The sequence below is a fragment of the Streptomyces sp. GDS52 genome, assembly GCF_052246875.1.
GTDB classification, from domain to species: Bacteria; Actinomycetota; Actinomycetes; order Streptomycetales; family Streptomycetaceae; genus Streptomyces; species Streptomyces cathayae.
The window spans coordinates 678,613-694,511 of record NZ_CM125966.1 but is presented as its reverse complement, the minus strand read 5'-3'; the positions used below and the strand labels follow the sequence as shown (position 1 = coordinate 694,511).

The 15,899-nt window shown below is 68.0% G+C and carries 17 protein-coding genes; 7 read left to right on the top strand and 10 right to left on the bottom strand.

From position 1 onward, the window contains the following. Positions 1–634 precede the first annotated feature (634 nt). Positions 635–2,854 carry a serine/threonine protein kinase gene (locus ACTWJ9_RS03225; protein ID WP_443295161.1) on the top strand — a complete coding sequence of 740 codons (2,220 nt, stop codon included), beginning with the start codon at positions 635–637 and terminating at the stop codon, positions 2,852–2,854. 230 nt (positions 2,855–3,084) lie between these two features. On the opposite strand, the gene ACTWJ9_RS03220 is transcribed toward ACTWJ9_RS03225, so the two are convergent. The 4 genes from ACTWJ9_RS03220 to ACTWJ9_RS03205 form a co-directional block, all read right to left on the bottom strand. Beyond that, positions 3,085–3,438: a hypothetical protein gene (locus tag ACTWJ9_RS03220; protein WP_387034588.1), complete on the bottom strand. Its 354-nt coding sequence runs from the start codon at positions 3,436–3,438 to the stop codon at positions 3,085–3,087. 169 nt (positions 3,439–3,607) lie between these two features. After that, positions 3,608–4,006 carry a hypothetical protein gene (locus ACTWJ9_RS03215; RefSeq protein ID WP_387034586.1) on the bottom strand — a complete coding sequence of 133 codons (399 nt, stop codon included), beginning with the start codon at positions 4,004–4,006 and terminating at the stop codon, positions 3,608–3,610. Further along, entirely contained in the window at positions 4,003–4,317 is a 315-nt protein-coding gene (locus tag ACTWJ9_RS03210; RefSeq protein WP_387034584.1) for a hypothetical protein, read from the bottom strand. Before ACTWJ9_RS03210 ends, ACTWJ9_RS03215 begins: the two co-directional genes overlap by 4 nt. An 89-nt stretch (positions 4,318–4,406) precedes the next feature. Further along, positions 4,407–4,841 (bottom strand): ATP-binding protein, encoded by a 435-nt coding sequence (locus ACTWJ9_RS03205; protein ID WP_387034582.1) that lies wholly within the window; start codon positions 4,839–4,841, stop codon positions 4,407–4,409. Between the two features lie 475 nt (positions 4,842–5,316). Between ACTWJ9_RS03205 and ACTWJ9_RS03200 the strand changes: the two genes are divergently transcribed. Beyond that, positions 5,317–5,442 (top strand): hypothetical protein, encoded by a 126-nt coding sequence (locus ACTWJ9_RS03200; RefSeq protein WP_443295160.1) that lies wholly within the window; start codon positions 5,317–5,319, stop codon positions 5,440–5,442. 201 nt (positions 5,443–5,643) lie between these two features. Here the strand turns inward: ACTWJ9_RS03200 and ACTWJ9_RS03195 are convergent, their stop codons facing one another. The 4 genes from ACTWJ9_RS03195 to ACTWJ9_RS03180 form a co-directional block, all read right to left on the bottom strand. Beyond that, positions 5,644–6,198: an SUKH-4 family immunity protein gene (locus tag ACTWJ9_RS03195; protein ID WP_387034578.1), complete on the bottom strand. Its 555-nt coding sequence runs from the start codon at positions 6,196–6,198 to the stop codon at positions 5,644–5,646. A gap of 45 nt (positions 6,199–6,243) precedes the next feature. Beyond that, the gene (locus ACTWJ9_RS03190) at positions 6,244–7,761 is read right to left on the bottom strand and encodes a nucleic acid/nucleotide deaminase domain-containing protein (protein ID WP_443295159.1); all 1,518 of its coding nucleotides are present in this window, start codon (positions 7,759–7,761) and stop codon (positions 6,244–6,246) included. A 98-nt stretch (positions 7,762–7,859) separates the two neighbouring features. Beyond that, entirely contained in the window at positions 7,860–9,383 is a 1,524-nt protein-coding gene (locus tag ACTWJ9_RS03185; RefSeq protein WP_443295158.1) for a WD40 repeat domain-containing protein, read from the bottom strand. Positions 9,384–9,529: 146 nt separating this feature from the next. Next, positions 9,530–10,408, bottom strand: coding sequence for a nucleic acid/nucleotide deaminase domain-containing protein (locus ACTWJ9_RS03180; RefSeq protein WP_443295157.1), 879 nt, complete (start codon positions 10,406–10,408; stop codon positions 9,530–9,532). 573 nt (positions 10,409–10,981) lie between these two features. Here ACTWJ9_RS03180 and tgmA point away from each other — a divergent pair. From tgmA to ACTWJ9_RS03155, 5 genes are all read left to right on the top strand, one after another. Further along, positions 10,982–11,233, top strand: coding sequence for a putative ATP-grasp-modified RiPP (tgmA, locus tag ACTWJ9_RS03175; protein WP_384204738.1), 252 nt, complete (start codon positions 10,982–10,984; stop codon positions 11,231–11,233). After that, a complete protein-coding gene (gene tgmB, locus ACTWJ9_RS03170; protein WP_443295156.1) occupies positions 11,230–12,198 on the top strand; it encodes an ATP-grasp ribosomal peptide maturase in 969 nt (322 codons plus the stop codon). The genes tgmA and tgmB overlap by 4 nt, the downstream gene beginning before the upstream one ends. Beyond that, positions 12,195–13,331 (top strand): ATP-grasp peptide maturase system methyltransferase, encoded by a 1,137-nt coding sequence (gene tgmC / locus ACTWJ9_RS03165; RefSeq protein WP_443295155.1) that lies wholly within the window; start codon positions 12,195–12,197, stop codon positions 13,329–13,331. The genes tgmB and tgmC overlap by 4 nt, the downstream gene beginning before the upstream one ends. Before the next feature lie 177 nt (positions 13,332–13,508). After that, on the top strand, positions 13,509–14,369 hold the full coding sequence (locus tag ACTWJ9_RS03160; protein WP_443295154.1) for a helix-turn-helix domain-containing protein: 861 nt from the start codon (positions 13,509–13,511) through the stop codon (positions 14,367–14,369). Then, entirely contained in the window at positions 14,366–14,551 is a 186-nt protein-coding gene (locus ACTWJ9_RS03155; protein WP_443295153.1) for a DUF397 domain-containing protein, read from the top strand. Before ACTWJ9_RS03160 ends, ACTWJ9_RS03155 begins: the two co-directional genes overlap by 4 nt. Before the next feature lie 56 nt (positions 14,552–14,607). Here ACTWJ9_RS03155 and ACTWJ9_RS03150 read toward each other — a convergent pair whose 3' ends face one another. Together ACTWJ9_RS03150 and ACTWJ9_RS03145 are read right to left on the bottom strand one after the other, a co-directional pair. Continuing rightward, on the bottom strand, positions 14,608–15,378 hold the full coding sequence (locus tag ACTWJ9_RS03150) for a hypothetical protein (RefSeq protein WP_443295152.1): 771 nt from the start codon (positions 15,376–15,378) through the stop codon (positions 14,608–14,610). A 111-nt stretch (positions 15,379–15,489) separates the two neighbouring features. Further along, positions 15,490–15,696 (bottom strand): hypothetical protein, encoded by a 207-nt coding sequence (locus tag ACTWJ9_RS03145; protein ID WP_443295151.1) that lies wholly within the window; start codon positions 15,694–15,696, stop codon positions 15,490–15,492. Positions 15,697–15,899 lie beyond the last annotated feature (203 nt).

The window sequence follows — 15,899 nt, the reverse complement described above, 5'->3', positions numbered from 1 at the left end:
TGCCCGGTGAAGCCGGGACTTTGTGCAGATCGGAGCGCGACGGGGAGAGGGCGGTGGCGTGCCACGTACACCCCTGCCGCGCAAACGAAGTGACGGAGATTTTCACATCTCCTTCACTGGTCGGGCAATACTAGACGACGATCACATGGTGTCGGCGGCGTGGTGCAAGACAGTTACGCAGGTTGTTGTGATAGGGGGCGCTTATTGAGCGGCGACGGCAGGAGGGGGCTGGCGCTGTTGGCCCCTCACGCTGTTGCCGATCAGATGGTGGCGTATGCGCGTTAGCGATGTCAACAGGCTGACGTGTCACTTGCTTCTAGGTGTGTGTACTATCGCGGGTGCGTGTCACCGAGTGTGAACGACGGTGTCGGACATCCGGTGGAACGTGCATACGACAACGTGCGACTGACTCTCTGTCGACTCTCGGTAGTTCGGCATTAAGTGTCTCCGCCGGTCAGGGGGCTTCGTCGAGCTGCTGAGGCCTGCCCGTACGGACGGGCCACAGGCCGCCCGCGCCGGATCGCTCGGTGGCCATGAGGGCGTTGACAACAGGGGGGTACATGATTCATCAGTGCGATCCGTGTGAGCAGGCGCTGTCCGCCGGACAGGCTTCCGCAGCGCGAGGAGGGGCACCGTGCCGGTGAACCTCCCCGCCCGCATCGGCCCCTACCGGCCGACCCGTCACCTCGGAACCGGCGGCATGGGCACGGTCTACTACGCGACCGACCCCGAGAGCGGGCTCCCCCTCGCCGTCAAGGTCCTGCACCAGGACTTCGCCGCCGACCCCGCCCACCGGGCTCGCTTCCGGCGCGAGACCACCACGCTCCGCAAGGTCACGGGCCCCTATCTCGTCCCGCTGGTCGCCGCCGACCCCGACGCTCCCCTGCCCTGGCTGGCGACCGCCTACGTCCACGGCAACACCCTGCACCAGCACGTCCGGGACACCGGGGCCATGGGCCCGGACAACCTGCTGACCTTCGCGGCGGCCGTCGCCCACGCCCTGGCCTGCATCCATGACGCGGGGGTCGCCCACCGCGACCTGAAGCCGACGAACGTGCTCCTCGCCGCCGACGGACCGCGCGTCGTGGACTTCGGTATCGCCCACCACCTGGACGCCACCGCGATCACCGCGACCTCGGTGATGACCGGCACCCCCGGCTGGATGGCGCCGGAGCAGCTCACCGACGGCACCACCCTCCCGGCCTGCGACATCTTCGCCTGGGGCCTGCTCGTCGCCTATGCCGCAGCCGCCTTCCACCCCTTCGGAGCCCCCACGGGGATCACGCACCGCATCGTCAGTGCCGCGCCCTCACTCAGAGGCGTGCCCGACGCCCTGCTGCCCCTCGTGCGCGAAGCCCTGGACAAGGAGCCCGGACGGCGCCCGAGCGCGGCGGAGGTCGCCGAGCGGACGGCCGCCGTGTACGGGCCGACGGGCACCGCGGTCTTCCCGACCATCGCCTACACGCGGTCCCTCGACCGCACCCCGGGGCAGACCGGCGTCGACACCGGCACCGGTGTCACCGTGCCCTTGGACCGCGAGCGATGGAACGTCCCCCTGCCCGCCGGGCATCCCGCCGAGGAGGCGCCTGCCGGGGGAGGACCCGCGGGTGACGCCCCCGCTGTTCCGCCGGTGTCCCCGGAACCTTCGCCTTCGGCCCGTTCGGAGGTGTCCGGAGAACCGACGCCGCCGGTGACCGCGCGGACCGGACCGCCGGTTCCCCCGCCTCCCCTCCACTCGCCGGTTCCCGCACCGCTTTCGGCTCCCGGGGCGTTTCCTGCCGGGCCCTCACCCGGCAGGCGCCGTACACGACGGCGGTTCCTCTATGTGCTGGCCGCCGCAGTCGTGAGTTTCACCGTCGGGGGCCTAGCGGCCGTCCTGACCGCCGGCGACACCGGGACGGGAGCCACCGACCGGAACACCGTCACCGACACGACGGCCGAGCCGGAACGGACGGCACCGAGCCCGGACGCGACCACCGAGACTCCCGCCGCGGACGAGTCGCCGAGCGCGCAGGAGGCCACTGCAGAAGAGGAACAGGAACCTGTGCCGGTGGACGTCTTCGGCGGCCTGCGCATCACCGTTCCCGCCGACTCGGAGCTGATGCTCCAGTCGAGCGACGAAGAGGCGGACCCCGGATACGGCTGGCCCTCGGGACCGACCGTCGCGACCAGGGTCGACTTCTCCCTGCAGGACGATCCCGGCACCGGCGTACGCATCCTCTACTCCCCGGCCCTGACCCTCGACCAGATCCGTGAGGGCCAGCTCGACTCCGGCCCCATGTGGTCCACCGAGAGCGAGGACGGCTTCAGCTCCACCGAGGAGTCGGTGATCTCGGTGAAGGAGCGGGCACTGGCAGGCATCGGCGGCAAGAAGGCCATGCACTGGACCATCGGCACCGACGTGCTCCCCGACTACGACGGCTCCCGCAGGAACAGCCACCGCGTGTGGTGGCTGCCGTACAGCAAGTACCTCCTCTACACCTACGGCAAGCACGACAAGTCCACCGACGCGGCAGTGGACGAACTGACCAAGGGGATCGGCTTCGAGGCGACGAAGATGCCGCGCGACTGCGCGGACGCCGTCGTGGCCCTGGACCAGGCCGCAAGGAGCGGTGAGACGGCGGACGACCACGGCAGTCTCGCCAACTGCCGGGAGGCCGCGGTGAACGGGGCCGAGCAACTGGACCCGGGGACGGTGGACACCGAGAGCGAGGCCGCGTGCGTCGCCCTTGCCGAGGCGCACAGCGGATACGGAGCCAACCTCTACTACGACCAGGCCAAGGCGTACAAGGAACTGCGCCCGTGGTGCGACCTCCCCGGAGCCGTGGGCACCCCGCGCCTGCCGGCCTACTGAGGGCAAGGACGAGGTTGCCGGTCCGCAGTCTCCCGTTACCGGGCGTCTCCGGGCTGCACCCGGTGCCGCGCCGCCCCGGGCCCAGGCGCGAAGGCTTGCGTCGGTGGGGGGCCGGGAGTTCACCGAGGCGCGTCCCGCGTCGCTTCTCCGCCCGCCGGAGAGGACCCCGGCCGCCGTCCCGCTCCGCCTGTCACACCTCGCTGGCCCGGTCCCCGGACCGCGCGCCCGCATCACAACCAGTCGTCGTACGCCTCATCATCCGCACCGGGCTCACGAAGCACCACGACGAGTTGCACCGGAGTATCGGTGTCGTCCTGTTTCACGCCCACGAGGAGTTCTTTGCCGGTGACCATCCATGCACGGTGCTCGATGTAGGAGTCCGCGTCCGTGACCTCGCCCTCCGGTTCCTCCAGTCGCTCCCCGAGGATTCCGGACCGGAGCTGTGCCGCGACCTCCGGGATCTTCGCGACGGCGACGGCACAGAGGTCGTCCAGGTAGGCGTCCGGGTCCGGCCTGTCGTCCTCGACCTCCTGGAACCACAGGGTGAACTCCACCTCGACCGGATTCTCGCCCTGAATCCACACGCGGGCGTCATCACACTGCCACGTGGTGGCCCAGCTCTTCGACGCCTGGAACCGCTGCCACGGCAGGCGTGGCGCTCGACGTGTGATGTCGCGCCGGATACGGAGCTCAGCGGCCCGTGCCCTGCTCGCCGCTTTCGCCCCCTCGGGGTGGAAGCGACGGACAGGCCGGTCACAGGCCCATGACGACCACACGGTCCCCGCACAGCTTGCGCAGGTCGTCCTCGTCGGAGGTGAAGACCGTGACCGGCCCCGGCTGTCGCAGAGCGACGGCGGCCAGGGCCGCGTCGATGGCGTACTTGTGGCCGTGCAGGCCGGCTTCCTTGAGCAGCCCGATCGCGTCCTCGGCGATGTCCTCGGTCACCGGTTCGACGTGGACACGGGAGAGAGCCCAGTGCCAGGCCGGGATATAGGTCCGTACGTCGTACGCCTCGATCAACGTCATCGAGGTGGTCATGACACGGATGCCGAGCCGGTGGGCGTCCTTGATGCGGATGCCTGTCCGACGCTCGCCCCGTACCCAGCGGGACAGACCTTCGCAGTCCAGAAGGTATACCGGGTCCCCCGTCATGCTGCCGCCCGGCGCTGTTCTTCCGGCGTGGCCTCGATCGGCTCACCGGAGGCCACCCGCTGTGCGCGAGCCAGCTCGGCGTGCCGGCGCTCGATCTCCCTGCGCTCCGCCTCCGCCTCCGCCAGCTCGGCCTCGGTGGCCTCGCCGTACTCCTCCTCCCACCAAGCGACCGCTTCCCCGAGCCGGTCCTGCTCCCGCCGACGCTCTATGGCCTGCGTGACATAGCGGCTGAACCCGCCGGGGCCCACTTCGGCCCGGATGGCCTCGGCAAGCTCCTCGGGGAGTGTGACGGTGTACTTCTTGGTTGCCATACCATCGACCATACCGCTCACGTTCCTGAGGGGAGACCCGAACGACGGCGGCCTCACCCCATCGAGTGCATCGGTGAACATGACGGCGCTCAGCACGCGCACTCGGCCCACACGGTCTTGCCGCCGGGCGGATACGGTTCCGTGCCCCAGTGGTCGGCCAGGGCGGTGACGATGAGCAGGCCGCGACCCGACTCCTCGTCCGGCGGCGTGACGACGTCCGTCACGGGGGAGGGGAGCCGGTCCCCGCGGGCGTCGGTGACCGCGATGCGCAGGACGCCGGCGGCCGGATCGTGGGTGAGGGTGAGGCGGAAGTCGCGGCCCTGGACCCGGCCGTGCAGCGCCGCGTTGGCGGCCAGCTCCGCGACGATCTGCTCCGCGCGGTCGGTGACGCCGGGTGACACCTGCCAGGTCCGCAGCTGCTCGTACGTGAGTAGACGGGCGAGGCGGGCACCGCGCCGGGTGGACGGCAACTGCTGCGTGAACGACCGCGCGGCGGCGGGGAGCTGGGGGGTGGTTGTGCTCATGGGACCACGGTGGCGGGTGCGCGGGGGCGCGTTCCAGGGGTGTGGCCCGTACGTTGCGTCACCGTACGGACGCTTGCTGTGGAAGGTGCGCGGGACGGACGGTCACGTTGGGTGCGGATCGAAGGTGACTGGAGGCGGTGCGCGTGGCCGGCCGGGCGCGGTCGTGACGAGCGTCGTCCTGCCGGGCAACACGCGGCCCGTGGCGGTCGGTTGCCGGGCTCGACAGGAGAGTGCGCCGCATGCCCAGGACCACGCGGTTGCGTACGTACGGCGTTCGTGAAGGGCTGCTCGACGAGTGGGTCGAGCGGTGGCGCAGTGACATCGTGCGGCTGCGGCGCACACGGCAGGCGCGTCATGGCCTCGGCGGAATCCTGACCGCCCTGCCGGGAGCGAACCACGTCAACCACCCGGGCGCAACCGGGCCGCCGAGTACAAGCCGGCCCAGCTCACGGCCGCGGCGCGGTGCGGGCTGCGCGTGCCGCCGACGCTCCTCACCAACGACGCCGAGCGGGCATGGCAGTTCCTCTGCGACCAGGGCCCGGCCGTCTGCAAGCCGCTGTACAGCGGCGACTGCACCGGCCGGGACGGCGCCAATGCCTGACGGTGTGGGTGGAAGAAGTCGCCGTGGCCGACCTCGACGCCGGTGTCGGCCACGCGATGCACCTGTTCCAGAGCCGCGTGGACAAGGCCGTGGACGTACGGCTCACCGCAGTGGGAACCGGCTGTTCGCCGTGCGAAGTCGGGAGCTTGACTTTCCTTGATCACTGTCCTTGGCGCCACCAGCGGGGCCTGGGCGGTTCGCTCACCAGACACCTTCGATGACCTCGTCGAGGATGAGGTTCCATTGGGACTGGTCGTCCTCGAAGGGAGTCGCGTCAAAGGCGTGAATGCGTGCGCGCAGGTCCTCCACCTGCTCGTCGATGTCGGCCTGGTCGTCGCGTTGGTGTTCCTCGAATTCCTTGAAGAGGTTCAGGGCGTGGACGAGGGATTCGACATCTCGATGGAGCTGGGTGTAGGTGTTTAGGGGTTCCCCCTCGCCGAAGGCGTACACCTTTCCGGTGTGGGGGTCGAGGGCAATGACGGAGGCTGCGAAGTAGCCGAGGACGAGCCAAGGGTGACATTCCTCAGGAAGGGTTCCGTCGTCAGGGGTGAACCATTCGGTCAGGAGGATCGACTCTTCCTGACCAATGCTCGCCTTGGACTTGAATGTCTCGTCGTGTGGGAGGCCGACCTGGCTGAGGAAGTCCGCGGTTCGGGTATCGAGTTGGTTGTCGGGAGATTCGTAGCGGGGGAAGTACACGACGCCGGTCAGACCGAAGGTGTTGAGGAGTTCGGCCGGCGTGATAGCGAAGCTCATGCGGGGACCTTTTGGGTGTTGCGCGGCTGGGGTGAGGAGTCAATGTTAGCGGCCGTGTGCCTTGCGGAGCTCGTCCATGTATTGCTGGTGCTCTTTGTCACGTTGGTGGCGTGGGACGGTCTGGTCGTAAGTGTTGGTGTGGTGGACGGTTTTGGCCTGTGGGAAGTGGCGGTCGAGCCAGCGGTCGCAGCTGGGTTTGAGCTGGCAGGGCTCACGTTCGGTGAAGACCTCTTTGAGGCCTGACTGTTTTCCGTTGTGCAGGAGCGGATAGCCGATCGATCTTTCGGAGTGCATGCTCTTCTCGCTGTAGCCGACGAGTATGCTTTCTCCTTTGCCGTCGGGGTCGATGTAGCGCCCGGCGGCGTAATTGTTTCCGCTGTATTCGTTACGGGCGTAGCGGGCGAGTTGGGTGGCTTGGCCGAGTTCGTCGGAGTAGGGGTCGACCTTGGTGGAGCTGACTTTCCCGGTGTGGGTGTTGGGTACGGCTGTGTCGGCTTGGTCTCGCCGTGTTTGGGGACGCCAGGCTTTGCCGTTGTCGAGGATGCCGTCCAGGCGGTCTTTGTCTGTGCTGTCGAGGCTGCGGAGTTGACCGTCGGGGTCCAGGCGTTGGACGGCACCGTCGGTGCTGAGCAGGTATGTGCGTATGTCATCGCAACTGTCGATGTCGTCTTTGACCTTCTGGTCGGTCTTCTTGTGTTCCTTCTTGCTGTCGTCGATCTTGCCGCCGTGTTTTTCCAGGACGTCGATGGTCTCGTCGATTTTCTTGTCGACGACGTCTTCGGCCTTGTCCATGGCGGTGGCCAGTTTGTGGAAGCGGCTGTCTTGCTTGACGGAGCTGCGCCGTTTGGCGCTTCCGGTTCTGTGGGTCTTCTTCTTGTCGTCGAAGTTGCGCTTGGTCTCGCCGTAGCCGCCGGAGGCCTTCTCGAACTCGTCGAACTCGATGACCAGGTCGTAGGCCATGTCTGCGCTGCCGGGGGCGTAGTGGGAGAGGTCGTTGTCGTCGTGTGCGTCGAGTCGGTCGGTGAAGAGGTCTTCGATCTTGTCGAGAATCTTTGCCTCGATCTTGTCGGTGACGACTGAGGTGATCTGGTCGATGGCGTAGTCGATGGCCTCGTGCAGGGCGAAGCGGCAGGCGGCGATGGCTGCGGCGCTGAGCAGGCCGCTGAGGCCGGCGGTGAAGAACATGCCGATGACGCCGGCGGTGGCGGTGGCTGCGGTGGCGGAGAGTTTGGCGATGCAGGCGATCTTGCAGCCTTCGATGAAGCCGGCGCAGTCGTCGAGGGCCTCGGCGAGGTCGTCGAGGGCCTTGATGAAGGTGGTGAGGTCCTTGGTGGTGAGTTTGCCCCATCGGCGGTCGATGGCATCGACGGTCTTGCCCTTGCTGCGTCCGGCGACGATGTGGGAACAGGCCTTGTTGCCCTCGGCGATGACGTCGCGGAGGCCTTCGGCCAGGTGACGGTAGTCCTTGGCGCTGTCGCGGACCTCGTCTTCGTCGATGTCGGGCCATTGGACGCCGACGAGGTCGAGGACCTCGACGAGTTCGTCGGGCAGCTTCTTCCCCACGTGTCGTTCCCCCCGGATCGGTCACCAACCGGGCAAGTTTTGACAGGAAGTGAGAAGCAGTCAAGCCGAAGTCGAACAAACCCGGTCCTGCGCTGGTGTCAGCGAGGGCGTAGGCAGACGAGCATGTCGTCGCAGCCGACGACGAGGTCTCCGTTCGCAGTTGCTGTGAGTGAACGAACGGGCGGGCCGGGGTGGTAGACGCGTGTAGTGCCCCGGTTCCAGGTGTGGTGTTCGACGAGGCCGTCCCCCCACCCGACAGCGAGCGCCGGCCCGTCTTCGGTGTGCATGGCTGCCAAGGCCGTGACGGGAATTGGCCGTTGCATCACGGGGGGTGCAAGGGCTGCGCGGCTTGGTGACCAGGCACGGACGTGTCCGTCCGCGCCGCCGCTGTACAGCAGGGAGACAGGTGTGCCGTCTTCTGAAACATCGAGGTCCAGGGCGGCGAGTGCGGTGACGGGGCCTTCATGGAGCGTGGCTGTCTGTGGCTGGTCTGTTGGCTGATGCAGGGTGGCGGCGTGGACGGCGCCGGCGTCGTCGGCGACCGCCAGCAGGTGGGAAGTGGCGGAGAGCGCGCGCCCTGGGGCCTGCGCCAGGTGGTTGCTCATGATGTCGATGAGCTGCTGGACAGGGGTGGGGCCGTCGTCGAGGAGGGCGCTGATGCCGGAGGGTTTGCGTACTGCGAGGCTGTGCTGACAGGTGAGGCGTCCTTGTATGTCCAGCGCAAGCACGGTTCCGTCCGGCAGCGCCGCCAGTGCTCGTATCGGGGCGAAGGGGCGGGGAAGACGGCCTGAAGCGCGGGCGCTGTCTGCGCTGATGATCCGTACGACGCCTTGGTGGTCTGCGGCGAGTACGGTGCCCGCCAGCACCTCGTGTCCAGTGGCGAGGGCGAGAGCGGGACCAGGCCAGGGCGGGCGGATATCACCGCTCACCCGGTTCCAGACCAGGCTCCAGTCGGTGTCGGCGGCAAGTACTGTCAGGTGCTGTTTCAGGCGTGGGTCGGCGCTGTCGCCGAGTGCCGAGAGAACGGCCAGTGCCCGTGCTGGTGGCCGTGGTTCGCGAAGGACGGACTGACCTGCGCGCAGCCAGGCGGTACGCAGTCCTCCGTGCTCGTCGTTGCTGCTCTCGTAGCGGGCGGTGATCGTGATGGGGTCGGCGGCGCAGACGTCCTCGGGGTCGTCCAGGCTGACTGCGTGCTCGGCGGGCGGTGTGCGCATGGGTACGGACTCGTTGAGTGCCGTCTGCCAGGCGGCGAGCCGCTCAGGATCGGTCCACTGGTCGTGGTCGAGGTTCATGACCGCCGGTACCTGATCTTCCAGGCGCACGGCCGCGAGGCTTGAGGCGGTGGCTTCGACGATGACACGGACGTGCTCGAAGCGTGAGAGGGCGGCGGCCATATCGGCGAGCACCAGTGCGTCCGCGGCGTCCTGCAGGTCGGGCAGCACGATGGTGATCGGTCGGCGGTCGGCGGCCAGAGCAGCTGTCAGTTCGGCGGGGGTTCGGGCGACCACACCGAGTTGGTTGGCCAGGGTCCACACCGCACCCCGTACGCCGAGGCCCTGCAGGGGTGCGACCGCGTGTATGCGGCGTTCCTGAGGCGTTCCGGAGCGCGCGCCGTGAGCCACCAGCCAGGCAAGCAGAGCTGATTTTCCGCAGCCTGTGCTGCCTGTGACCAGGCACATGCGGGGGGCAGCCGGATCGGCCAGCCATGCCAGCAGGGCAGCGGCTGCCGGTTCTCTCCCGGCGGAGGGCCTCCCCCACCGCAGGCTCGTCACGAGCGGGCCTGCCTGGCCGCGTGAGTGAGCAGCTCTTTCAGACCCTCTTCTCGGGAGGCAGCGTCGGATCCGTAGTCGAAGCTGTGGGTGAACTCGGCCTGGGGGAAGGTGCTGCGCAGCCAGACCGCGCAGTAGTGGCCGGGCATCATGCATGGCTCGAGTTCGCAGTACACACGACGCACCTGGGTGGACGAGACGCCCTGGGACTGCAGCCGCTGCCAGAGCAGTTCCTCCGGATGACCGCGCCCCGGGCCGGTCGCCTCGGTGACGATCTGCTTGTTACCGAGGTCGTCGAGGTACTCGAAGGCAGAGGAGAACGGGAAGTTCAGGGTGTGCCGCACGTCGTCGAGGACCCGGGGCCACCAGCTCTCGCGCTCCTGGAACGCCGTCTCGTCAATCCGTCGCAGTTCGGCGTTGAGTTCACGGAAGGCGGCCGCCGCGACGGACAGTCCCGTCGATGCCGCGATCACCGGCAGCCTCCGGTCCAACACAGTGAGCGCCGAGGTGAATCTGGCAACGCTCGATGACACCAGCATGTCATCCTCGCCGTGGTCGCTGAGGAAGACCGCCTGGACGGCGCCGTCAGGGCGCACACACAGGTGGGCCAGCCCGTCGGTACCGATCCGCAGCCAATCGGCCATCTGTGCCGGCGGGTGTGGAAGGCCCTGATGGCCGGCAAGGAGCCCGAGTGTCGCACCGTCGGCCGGCGTGGCCGCTTGGAAGTAAGGCGCCACGTTCAGTGGTACGCCTGTGCCTTCCAGGTGTTCACGGGCGGTGGGGGGCAGCCGGATACCGAACGCCCCGGGGATGTGGAATTGCCGCATACCGTCCGCACCGAAGTGATCGAAGGAAGCATCCCGCACGGGCTCGGACATCAAAAGAGGCCTTTCCGGCAGCAGTGATCTGTGTGCGTCTCACTCTGTCAGAAACAGCAACTACACGGGCTGAGGCCCTTCCGCTCGCCGGCACCAAGGCTGTCGACGACGCCGGTGCCCTCTCTGTCAGCTACGGCAGTTGTAGATGGCCGTTGGTGAGGATGCTCAGCCAGGGCCTGATCCGGCTCGTTTTCGACGAGGAGGGCATCGCACGAGGCCGCTTCACGGCCGACCCGGCGTCGTACACGCATGACCGTCACCGAGGAGGACCAGCTCGTCCGGTGGGGAGACCCTGAGGGGCTTCACTCGACTGCGGCGCGGCGATGTCGGAGGACCTGCGGATAGCCCCCAAGCCCGCCGGTCACAAGGAGTTCGACTGCCTCCAGAAGGAGCGAGCGCCGTGCTTCTTGAACCGGCTCGCCCCGTACGCCGCGTCAGCGTACGGGTACGTTCGGTGGACGGCTCGGATCCGCGTCGCTCACGCTGGGTGCCGACGATCACGGGGACATGGCCCGCAGGCACGCGGCTGTGTCCGGTGCGGTCGCCGCAGTGTCGACGAGAAAGAGGTGCCCGATGACGACGCCGACCACGAGGCCGTGGGGCCTGACCCGGATGAAGCCGTTTCCCGCAGCGGCCGTACTGACCGCGGCGACGGTCGTGCTCGACGCGGACCGCCAAGTCGGGCGGTGGGTCGGACCCGACGGCCTGGACGTCCCGGAACTGGACCGGCACAAGCGCAGCGAGACCTGCAAGGAGACGAAGACGAAGACCTCCCTGGACGGCACCACGGACGAGGGAAGCGACCAGTCCGGAGACAGCGATTGAGCGGGGCAACACCGGTTCTCGTCGTCACGCGGCTGGACGACGCGACGGCGGACGTCGTCATCGGGGAACTGGGTCGGCGTTCGGTGCCGGTCGTCCGGCTCGACCCGGGCGACTTCCCGGAGACGGTCCGGGTGGCAGCGCGCGCGGAAGGTGCGCGGCTCACAGGTGAGGTGCGGACGGAGACCCGGGAGCTGGCGCTGGACACGGTCCGATCCGTGTACTGGCGCCGCCCGCGCCCCTGCTCCGCTCCCGAAGGACTGGACGGACCGGATGCCGACTGGTGCGCACAGCAGGCACGCCACGGCCTCGGCGGGATCCTGGCGGCCCTGCCGGGAGCGCAGTACGTCAACCACCCGTGGCGCAACCGGGCCGCCGAGTACAAGCCGGCCCAGCTCACGACCGCGGCGCGGTGCGGGCTGCGCGTGCCGCCGACGCTCCTCACCAACGACACGGAGCGGGCCCGGCGGTTCCTCCGCGACCACGGCCCGGCCGTCTACAAGCCGCTGTACAACAGCGAGTACACCGATCGGGACGGCCGAGGCCTGACGGTGTGGGTCGAAGAAGTCGCCGCGGCCGAGCTCGACGCCGGTGTCGGCCACACGATGCACCTGTTCCAGAGCCGTGTGGACAAGGTCGCGGACATCCGGCTCACCGCGGTGGGGAACCGGCTGTTCGCCGTGCGGATCGACGGGGCACCGGGACTGGACTGGCGCCGCTCCTACGACGACCTCGACTACCGCCTCGTCGACCCGCCGCCCGACGTGGCGAAGGGCGTGCACGACTACCTCGCCGCGTTCGGCCTGACCTACGGCGCCTTCGACTTCGGACTCGACGCCGCCGGACGGTGGCACTGGTACGAGTGCAATCCGAACGGGCAGTTCGCATGGTTCCCCGATCCCGTCACCGACCGGATCACCGCCGCCCTCGCCGACCGACTCCAGTACCCCGACCGGGACAGCCGATGACCAACACTGCACTCCTCCGCCAGGACCTCGCCCGCGAACTCGCCGCACGGGGCCTGCTCACCGATCCGGCATGGCGCGCCGCCGTCGAGGCCGTGCCCCGCGAACTGTTCCTGGGCGACGCCGTGTTCCGTCCCCACGGCACCCGGTGGGAACCCGTACGCCGCGAGCAACTCGATGACGACGAGTGGCTCCGGATGGTCCACTCGGACACCACCTGGGTGACACAGGTCGACGGCATCGGCGCCCGGGAAGCCACGGCCCCCGTGGCAGGACGGCCGACCTCCTCCGGCACGCTTCCGTCGCTCGTCACGCGGATGCTCGAACTCGCCGACGTCCGCGACGGCCACAGGGTCCTCGAGATCGGCACGGGGACGGGCTACTCCACCGCCGTGCTCTGCCACCGGCTCGGGGACGAGAGCGTGTACTCCGTCGAGTACGACGAGAAGGTGGCGGCCGCCGCCGCACAGCACCTCCGAGCCGCCGGCTGCTCCCCGCACCTGGTCGTCGGCGACGGCCTGCGCGGCCACCAGGACGGCGCCGACTACGACACGGTGATCGCGACGTGCGCCGTGCGCACCGTCCCTCCGTCGTGGCTGTGGCAGCTCCGTGACGGGGGCGGCATCACCACGACGATCAGCGGCTGGATGCTGGGCTCGGGCCTGATCCGGCTCGTCCTCGACGAGGAGGGCGTCGCACACGGCCGCTTCGCCGCCGACCCGGTGTCGTACATGCTCGCCCGGCCGCACGAACGACCGCCTCGCCCCACCTTCTACGCACACCCGGGCAGCACGCGGGAAGCGCGGCTGAGCCCGGATCTGCTGGACGACTGGACCGGGCTCTTCGTCGCGCAGCTCGGTGCGCCGTCCGCCGAGTTGGTACGCCTCGCGGAGGGCGTCGCCCTGGTCGACGCGGCGACCGGCTCGCAGGCATGGACCGAGCCGGACGGCGCCGGCGGTTGGAGGGTTCACCAGGACGGGCCCCTGCGCCTGTGGGACCAGGTCGAGGACGCGCTCGACACGTGGCAGAAGGCGGGCTCGCCCGACCAGACCGCGTTCGGCATGACCGTCACCGAGTGGGATCAGGTCGTCTGGCTGGGCGCCCCGGAGGGCCCTCGCTGGCGACTGCCGACCTGAGAACGCCCGTATCGAGCCTCGCCCTGGAAGAACGTGTGGCACGCCCTCTGGATCCGCCCACCCCGTACGCTGCGTCAGCGTACGGGCACGTTCGGTGGGCTGTGCGAATTCGTTCCGGTCACTCTGGCGTTCTCAGGGAGAGGACCTGGCGTGTGAGTACCTGGAGGTGGGCCGCGCATGACGACCGATCACGTGGAACCGGCGGCGCCGGGCGGGGAGTGCGAGCGGGAGCCGGATCCGTCGGACAGTCTGCGGACGTTCGGGGCCGTCGTGCAGGCGCTGCGTGAGCACGCGGGGCTGAGCCGGGTGCAGTTCGGGGAGCTGGTCCGGTTCTCCAAACACACGGTGGAGTCGGTGGAGTTGGGGCGGCGGATGCCGGACGCGTCGTTCGTGGAGCGGGCGGAGGAAGCGTTGGGGAACACGGGGGCGCTGCGGCACTCGGCGCGGTTTCTGACGCGGGGGGAGGCGGGGCTGGCGGCCTGGTTCCGGCAGTGGGCGAGGCTGGAGCGTACGGCGGTGAGCCTCTGCACGTACGAGTGCCGACTGGTTCCTGGGTTGCTGCAGTCGGAGGGGTACGTACGGGCGCTCTGCGAGAACGAGATCCCGCCCCTGTCGGACGATGCCCTGGAGACCACCGTGCAGGTGCGCATGGAGCGTCAGCAACTACTCCGCGAACGGCCCAACACGACGTTCGACTTCGTCCTCGAAGAAGCTGTGCTCATGCGCCGCTTGGGAGGGATGCAAGTCACTGCAGAGCAACTCGACCTCATCCTTGAGCTCAGCCTGCTGCGCAATGTCACCGTCCAGGTCATGCCTGCGAACAGCGAGCAGCATGCATGCCTTTCGGGGCCTGTACGACTGCTGGAGATGCCGGACGGCCGCTGGCGGGCGTACTCCGAAGGCCAGGAGAACGGCCGCCTGATCGCTGGCCCGAAAGAGGTGAGCCGCATCCACATGCGCTATGCAAGACTGCGCTCGCAGGCACTTTCCCCGAAGGACTCCATGAGCCTGCTGATGCGGATCAGAGGAGCGCTATGAACACGTCCGAACTCGGTTGGTTCAAGTCCAGCTACAGCAGCGCACAGGGCGACGACTGCGTGGAGGTGGCCCTCACGGAGGGAGCTGTCCACGTACGGGACTCGAAGGACGTGACGCGTCCTCACTTCGTCCTCGGGCGTGAGGAGTGGTCGCGCTTCGTCCGGTTTGCGGCCAGGGACTGAGCCGCGTCGTCCCGGCGGTTGCGTTGAGACGCGCACCGCCGGGACACCTGGCGTGTTCAGCCCTTCCTGCCCAGGCGCAGGAGAGAGTGTCGACTCTTTGCCCCCTCCGGCGGCACCTCTTCGCTGAGAACTTCCGGATAAGTCTCAACCATCAATCTGATGGCGTCTCGAAGCTGCTCAAGAGCCTGCCCGTTCGTTGCGCCGCTCAGTTCGAGGGAGGCGGCGTCATCCTTGATCCGGGCTTTGCGCAGCACCCTCAACTGCTCGTCGCTGAACAGCCTGGCCGCCAGGGCTGCAACAAAGCGCTCTCGTGCTTCTGTGCTGCTCATGTCGACTCGATGTTCTTCGGCCAGGGCTTCGGCCGCGGCGTCCACAGTCGCGGCTGCGGATCGGCTGTCGTCCTTGCGGGCTTTGGTGACCCTGTCCCATGTCGACTTTACGACAGGGAGTGCCTGTTGATTCCACCAGACCCTGGCCTTGGGTGCGTTCCTCTCCACCCACTTGGCGAAGGCGTAGAGACGGTCCAGAAGTTCGATGATCTCCTCAAGCTTCACCGGCTCGCTGTTCTGCGAATCCGACGCGCCCTCGTTGGTGACGTAGACGAAGACCGGCGGTGGATCCGGTATCGAACCGGCTCCATCCTCGTCATCATCGATGGGAAACAGTGTGGCGTGTGTTTCGAGGTCGTTCGTCTCAACATCGCGCGCAAGCGAGCTGTACCCACCGGGAGTTTGTGACTTAGAGAGCCGCGTGCCGGCTGGATACTCGACCCACATCTTGACCCGGGTCTTCTTCCCGGCGGGCGTGCTCGAATCTTCCAGAGTCATGCCCCAACGATACGTGCGACTACTGGCGATTTCACCCGGATCCATCGATAATTTCGGTCGGCATGCAGCAGACTGCAGGGATCCTACCGGCCACATGGCCAGAGGGGGGCGCTACCGTGCCAGCCAGTGATATCCCGCAGCGATGAGCAGGAAGAGAAGGGCGAAGAGGAAGGCCGAGGAGATGGAGATCCCGAACGTAAGGTGGTCATCGACGAGCAGTTGAAAGCTTCGTCGGCCGCGCTCCCGGCGGATGGTGATGATGATGCGCCTCTCTCTGTACTCGGTACCGATGCTGTTCATGCCAGGCTTCTTGCTCACGAGTGCCCCTTCTGAGTTGGCGGCTGAACTCTTGGCAGCCACGTCGGTCGTAAACCTGTGGTGCTGTTGAGGAGGAGGAGGAGGCCAGGGGCTCTCCTGTGCTGGAGAACCCCTGGCCTGACGAAGAGACAACCATGCGGCTGAGAGGGTGTCAAGCGCGCTGCGGCTCAACTAAGCATGCCGACACCAGCGTTGAGCACTCG